We start from the raw sequence: 5,864 nt of genomic DNA on the forward strand, positions 1-5,864 counted from the left end.
CTAGCAACCCTTCTTCATACAGGATAACGTGATGAGTACTATTCCTGCCAACCTGCGCTATGCCGAAAGTCATGAATGGGTGTTGGACAACGGTGACGGCACCGTCACCGTGGGGATCAGCGATCATGCCCAGCAGGCCCTGGGCGACGTGGTCTTCGTCGAGTTGCCCGAGGTGGGTCGCACCCTCACACAGGAAGAAGAATTCGGTGTGATCGAGTCGGTCAAGGCCGCCTCCGATCTCTATGCGCCGATCGCCGGCGAGGTACTCGAGGTGAACGAGGCACTCGAGGACGCTCCCGAGGCCATCAACGAATCGCCCTACGAAGATGGCTGGATCATGAAGGTACGACTCGAGGACGCCACCGACCTCGACGCCCTGCTCGACGCCGACGCCTACAAGGCCGTCACCGACGCCGAGGACTGATTTCACGACTGCACCTTTCACCCCGGCCAGGGATTCGCTGGGGATGTCCTTGTGTGATTCCGTGCCACCACTCTGGCCCCGCTACCGATACAGGTCCCCCATGGATTTCGACTCTCGCCACCTGGCCGAACTGGCCGACCATGATGCCTTCATTCAACGCCACAACGGCGCCGCAGACGAGGATGTGGCTTCCATGCTTTCCCGCCTGGGCATGGACAGCATGGCGACCCTGATCGAACGCACGGTGCCCTCGGATATTCGGCTGGGTCGAGAGCTCGACCTGGACCCGCCCCGGAGCGAGGCGGAGGCACTCGACTACCTCAAGCGCTTGGCGAGCCAGAACCGTATCTACAAGAGCTATATCGGCCAGGGCTATCACGACACTCTCCTCCCCACGGTGATCCAACGAAACGTTCTGGAGAACCCCGGCTGGTACACTGCCTACACCCCCTACCAGCCCGAGATCGCCCAGGGGCGACTGGAGGGCCTGCTCAATTTCCAGCAGATGGTCATGGACCTCACCGGCATGGAACTGGCCAATGCCTCCCTGCTCGATGAGGCCAGCGCCGCCGCAGAAGCCATGGCGCTGTGCAAGCGGGCCAACAAGAAAGCCAGAAGCACTACCTTCTTCGTTGCCGACGACGTTCTCCCCCAGACCCTGGACGTGCTGCGCACCCGGGCTGCCTATTTCGGCTTCGAACTGCGAGTCGCCCCCATGGACGAGCTGGCCGATGCCGACGCCTTCGGCGCACTGCTGCAGTACCCTGGCGACGGCGGCCGGGTACGCGATCTCGGCCCGGTCCTCGCCACGGCTCGCGAGCGCGGCATCATGACCTGTGTGGCCGCCGATATCATGAGCCTGGTACTGCTCACCGAACCCGGCGCCCTGGGCGCCGACATCGTAGTGGGCAATTCCCAGCGCTTCGGTGTGCCCATGGGCTATGGTGGCCCGCATGCGGCCTTCTTCGCCACTACCGACACCCTCAAGCGCTCGATTCCCGGTCGTATCATCGGCGTCTCAAGGGACAGTCGCGGCAATACGGCCCTGCGCATGGCCATGCAGACCCGCGAACAGCATATCCGCCGTGAGAAGGCCACCTCCAACATCTGTACCGCCCAGGCCCTGCTGGCCAACATCGCCGGCTTCTATGCCGTCTACCACGGCGCCCAGGGGCTTCGCACCATTGCCGGGCGAATTCATCGCCTCACCACCCTCCTCGCCCTGGGTCTCCAACAGAATGGCGTCCAACTGGCAAACGACAGCTGGTTCGACACCCTGCGGGTGACCGCCGTGGACGCCGGCAAGATCCATGGCCGCGCCATGACCCGAGAGATCAACCTGCGCTATTTCGACAATGGCGACGTGGGGCTGAGCCTGGACGAGACGACCAACGCCCATGACCTGGACACCCTCTTCAACGTCCTGTTGGGCGAGGAGCACGGGCTATCGGTGAGCGTGCTCGACGACCAGGCGGTGGCCGAGGGCATCAGCGGCATCCCCGCCGCCTGCCGGCGCCAATCGGATTTCCTGACCCACCCGACCTTCCAGCGCTACCGCAGCGAGACGGAGATGCTGCGCTACCTCAAGCGTCTGGAGAACAAGGACCTCTCCCTGGTCCACGCCATGATCCCGTTGGGTTCCTGCACCATGAAACTCAACGCCACCAGCGAGATGATCCCCATCAGCTGGCCTGAATTCGCCAGGGTCCATCCCTTCGCGCCCCGCGACCAGGTGGCCGGCTATAAGCAGATGATCGACGAACTGGCCGCCTTCCTGGTCGAGATCACCGGCTATGACCACATCTCCATGCAGCCCAACTCCGGCGCCCAGGGCGAATACGCCGGGCTGGTGGCGATCCGTCGCTACCAGGCCGCCATCGGGGAGGGGCATCGCGATGTCTGCCTGATTCCCAGTTCGGCCCACGGCACCAACCCCGCCTCGGCGGCCATGGCACAGATGAAGGTCGTCGTGGTGGAATGTGACAGCGAGGGTAACATCGACATCGAGGACCTGAGCGACAAGGCCGAGAACCACGCCGAGACCCTCTCGGCGATCATGCTGACCTACCCGTCCACCCATGGCGTCTTCGAGGCGGGTGTGCGCCGTGCCTGCGATATCGTTCACGCCCATGGCGGTCAGGTATACGTCGACGGTGCCAACATGAACGCTCAGGTGGGCCTGACCCGCCCCGGCGACTTCGGCGCCGACGTCTCCCACCTCAACCTGCACAAGACCTTCTGCATCCCCCATGGGGGCGGCGGTCCCGGCATGGGCCCGATCGGCGTCAAGGCCCACCTGGCGCCCTTCGTCTCCAACCATGTCGTCACGCCGATCCCCGGCGTAAATACCGACTGTGGAGCCGTCTCGGCGGCGGCCTACGGCTCGGCGTCGATCCTGCCGATCTCCTGGGCCTACATCAAGATGATGGGCGCCCGAGGCCTTCGCGAGGCGACCGAACTGGCCATCCTCAACGCCAACTACATCGCCGCCCGCCTGGCCGACCACTACCCGGTACTCTACAAGGGCGAGAACGGCACCGTGGCACACGAGTGCATCATCGACATCCGCCCGATCAAGGCGGCGTCGGGCATCAGCGAGGAGGACATCGCCAAGCGCCTGATGGACTACGGCTTCCATGCCCCGACCATGTCCTTCCCGGTCCCCGGCACCCTGATGATCGAACCCACCGAATCGGAATCCCGCGTTGAGCTCGACCGCTTCTGCGACGCCATGATCGCCATACGCGAGGAAATCGTGGCAGTGGAGCGCGGCGACTGGCCGGCAGACAACAATCCCCTGGTCAAGGCGCCGCACACCATGGCCGACCTCATGGACGCCAGTTGGGAACGTCCCTACTCTCGTGAGCTTGGCGCCTTCCCCTCGGAAGCCGTCAAGGCGGCCAAGCAGTGGCCGGCGGTCAATCGGGTGGACAACGTCTTCGGCGATCGACAGCTGATATGCTCCTGCCCCAGCATCGACGCCTATCGTGACTGATCGGCGCGACTGAACCCCAGTCCAGGCCCCTTCACGAGGTCCCCTGCCGCTCCTGGAGGCGGGGGCCAGTCCCTTCAAACCATCCTTAGAGTTGGACCACCGTCAGTGAGCCCCGATCATGCCCGAGACCATTTCCAGCACCATCTCCCCGGAAGGCAGCCTGGAGATCCTCTCCCAGCACGAGGTCAGTCGCCTTCATGATACCTCTCGCCAGGGCCTCCACGACCTGCTTCGTCTCTGCGCCCTGGCGGTCCTGAACTCCGGCTCACCCACCGATGACAGTATCGCCCTGATGGAGGCCTATAAGGACTTCGACATCGAGGTCATCCAGCAGGCTCGCGGCGTTCGTCTCAAGCTGACCAATGCCCCGGCGGAAGCCTTCGTCGACGGCCGCATGATTCGTGGTATCCGTGAGCACCTGTCATCGATATTGCGCGACATCGTCTACGTCTATAACGAGATCCAGACCCATCGTCGCTTCGATCTCGATACCGCCGAGGGGACCACCAACGCGGTCTTCCATATCCTGCGCAAGGCCGGTGCCCTGAAGCCGGGACTCGATCCCAGCCTGGTGGTGTGCTGGGGCGGACATTCGATCTCACGTGAAGAGTACGATTACAGCAAGGACGTCGGCTATCATCTGGGGCTGCGAGAGATGGACATCTGCACCGGCTGCGGCCCCGGCGCCATGAAGGGACCCATGAAGGGAGCCAACCTGGCCCATGCCAAGCAACGCCGCAGTCAGCCCCGCTATCTGGGCATCTCCGAGCCGGGCATCATCGCCGCCGAGGCCCCCAACCCCATCGTCAATGAACTGGTGGTGATGCCGGACATCGAGAAACGGCTCGAAGCCTTTGTACGCCTGGCTCATGGCATCGTCGTCTTTCCTGGTGGTGTCGGCACCGCCGAGGAAATCCTTTACCTGCTGGGAATCCTGCTGCATCCCGACAACACCGACATGGAACTCCCGGTCATCCTCACCGGTCCCGCCAACAGCGCCGACTACTTCAAGCGTATCGATGAGTTTCTGGTCTACACCCTGGGCGAGGGGGTCAGACGCCACTACCGGATCATCATCGACGACCCCACCGAGGTGGGACGCACCATGCACAAGGGGATGGACAGAGTCACGGACTACCGAAAGGCCCGCCAGGACGCCTTCTATTTCAACTGGCGCTTGACCATCAACCGGGATTTCCAGCAGCCGTTCTCGCCCACCCATGAGGCCATGGCCGGCCTGGCTCTGCATCGCGAGCAACCCGTGCATGAACTCGCAGCCAACCTGCGTCGCGCCTTTTCGGGCATCGTGGCGGGTAATGTCAAGGAGGAGGGTATTCGGGCAATCGCCGCCCGTGGGCCCTATCGGCTGCATGCCGAACCGGCGCTGATGGCGCGACTGGATGAACTGCTCGATTCCTTCGTCGCCCAGGGCCGCATGAAGCTCTCCGAGCACTACGAGCCCTGCTATCGACTGGCGGAGTAGCGACGCAGCCAGAGCACGTGGATCAGCAGGCCCAGGGTGGCGCCGTGGGACATCAGCACCTGCCAGCTGATCCAGTCACTGAACAGGCTGTGCCAGATCCCCATGACCACCAGGCCGACACCCAGGCAGACGCCGAAGCGTTGCATGAGCGCCGGGAGATGCTCACGCGCCTCGCTGGACAAGAGGCGAAAGTGAAAGGCACAGACCGCGGCGATGGCCACCAGGGCGAGAAGAATCAGGTTCAGGTGGGAGTCGTGGCCACCCGCCAGGTAACGGGGCAAGGTGGCCAGCATCAGGACCAGAAGCCCCAGCATGATGCTCAGCCGCTCAGGGCTGGTCTTGAACTCCATGTCAGACCACCTTCAACTGTTCGGCGTCGATCCACTGCTCGACCCAGGGGATCGCCTCGTCATCGGCCATGGGCGTATCCATGGCATCGACCTCGAGGCGCTCCCCCAGGCGTTGCGCACCCTGACCGGAGAGGAGTTCATCGACACTGCGCCCCCCGCCACAGAAGGTCTCGCCATAGGAACTGTCACCCAGGGCGATAACGCCATAGCGCAGGTCAACCAGCGAAGGGGACCTCTCGTCGATCGCCCTGGCGAAAGGGACGAAGTCCCCCGGATAATCACCACTGCCGGTGGTGGACACGCAGAAGAGCGCCAGGTCCGTGGGCGAACCGGTCAGGTCCTCCAGGGTGGGTTGATCATGGATCTCCACCTCATAGCCAGCATCCTCGAACAGCGGCTTGACTTGCTCGGCGACATCAAGGGCACCGCCATAGACGGTCCCGACAAAGATCTTCAGCATGGGCATGTCATGGATTTACCTGAGAATTTCACTCAGATTTTATCACGTAAATCCCCGATGGCGAATCCGGATCCCGATACTGGGGGTGAGACACTGCACCGCGGCCACCGGACTGCGTCGAGACAAAAGACCGAGTATAGTCGTCGGGTATA

The 5,864-nt window shown here is 63.2% G+C and carries 5 protein-coding genes; 3 read left to right on the top strand and 2 right to left on the bottom strand.

The genetic code is table 11. From position 1 onward, the window contains the following. The first annotated feature begins 31 nt into the window (after nucleotides 1-31). The 3 genes from gcvH to ppnN all read left to right on the top strand — a co-directional run bounded on the left by gcvH (nucleotide 32) and on the right by ppnN (nucleotide 4,902). A complete protein-coding gene (gene gcvH, locus ACESMD_RS11305; protein WP_372613199.1) occupies nucleotides 32-424 on the top strand; it encodes a glycine cleavage system protein GcvH in 393 nt (130 codons plus the stop codon). A gap of 100 nt (nucleotides 425-524) precedes the next feature. Further along, complete coding sequence (gcvP, locus tag ACESMD_RS11310) at nucleotides 525-3,419, top strand: aminomethyl-transferring glycine dehydrogenase (protein ID WP_372613201.1); 2,895 nt, start codon at nucleotides 525-527, stop codon at nucleotides 3,417-3,419. Nucleotides 3,420-3,537: 118 nt separating this feature from the next. Beyond that, nucleotides 3,538-4,902, top strand: a complete 1,365-nt coding sequence (gene ppnN, locus ACESMD_RS11315; RefSeq protein WP_372613203.1) for a nucleotide 5'-monophosphate nucleosidase PpnN — start codon at nucleotides 3,538-3,540, stop codon at nucleotides 4,900-4,902. Here the strand turns inward: ppnN and ACESMD_RS11320 are convergent. Both ACESMD_RS11320 and ACESMD_RS11325 read right to left on the bottom strand, forming a co-directional pair. Beyond that, nucleotides 4,884-5,252, bottom strand: coding sequence for a hypothetical protein (locus ACESMD_RS11320; protein WP_372613205.1), 369 nt, complete (start codon nucleotides 5,250-5,252; stop codon nucleotides 4,884-4,886). The genes ppnN and ACESMD_RS11320 overlap by 19 nt on opposite strands. Nucleotide 5,253: 1 nt before the next feature. Continuing rightward, complete coding sequence (locus tag ACESMD_RS11325; protein WP_372613207.1) at nucleotides 5,254-5,718, bottom strand: flavodoxin domain-containing protein; 465 nt, start codon at nucleotides 5,716-5,718, stop codon at nucleotides 5,254-5,256. Between the last annotated feature and the right edge of the window lie 146 nt (nucleotides 5,719-5,864).

Origin of the sequence: Halomonas sp. (assembly GCF_041689495.1) — a bacterium.
In the GTDB taxonomy this organism is placed as follows: domain Bacteria; phylum Pseudomonadota; class Gammaproteobacteria; order Pseudomonadales; family Halomonadaceae; genus Halomonas.

Bases quoted from the DNA above. Each gene is read 5' to 3' on its own strand.
- ACESMD_RS11325 (WP_372613207.1), bottom strand. From the start codon at position 5,718: ATGCCCATGCTGAAGATCTTTGTCGGGACCGTCTATGGCGGTGCCCTT.
- gcvP (WP_372613201.1), top strand. From the start codon at position 525: ATGGATTTCGACTCTCGCCACCTGGCCGAACTGGCCGACCATGATGCC.
- ACESMD_RS11320 (WP_372613205.1), bottom strand. From the start codon at position 5,252: ATGGAGTTCAAGACCAGCCCTGAGCGGCTGAGCATCATGCTGGGGCTT.
- gcvH (WP_372613199.1), top strand. From the start codon at position 32: ATGAGTACTATTCCTGCCAACCTGCGCTATGCCGAAAGTCATGAATGG.
- ppnN (WP_372613203.1), top strand. From the start codon at position 3,538: ATGCCCGAGACCATTTCCAGCACCATCTCCCCGGAAGGCAGCCTGGAG.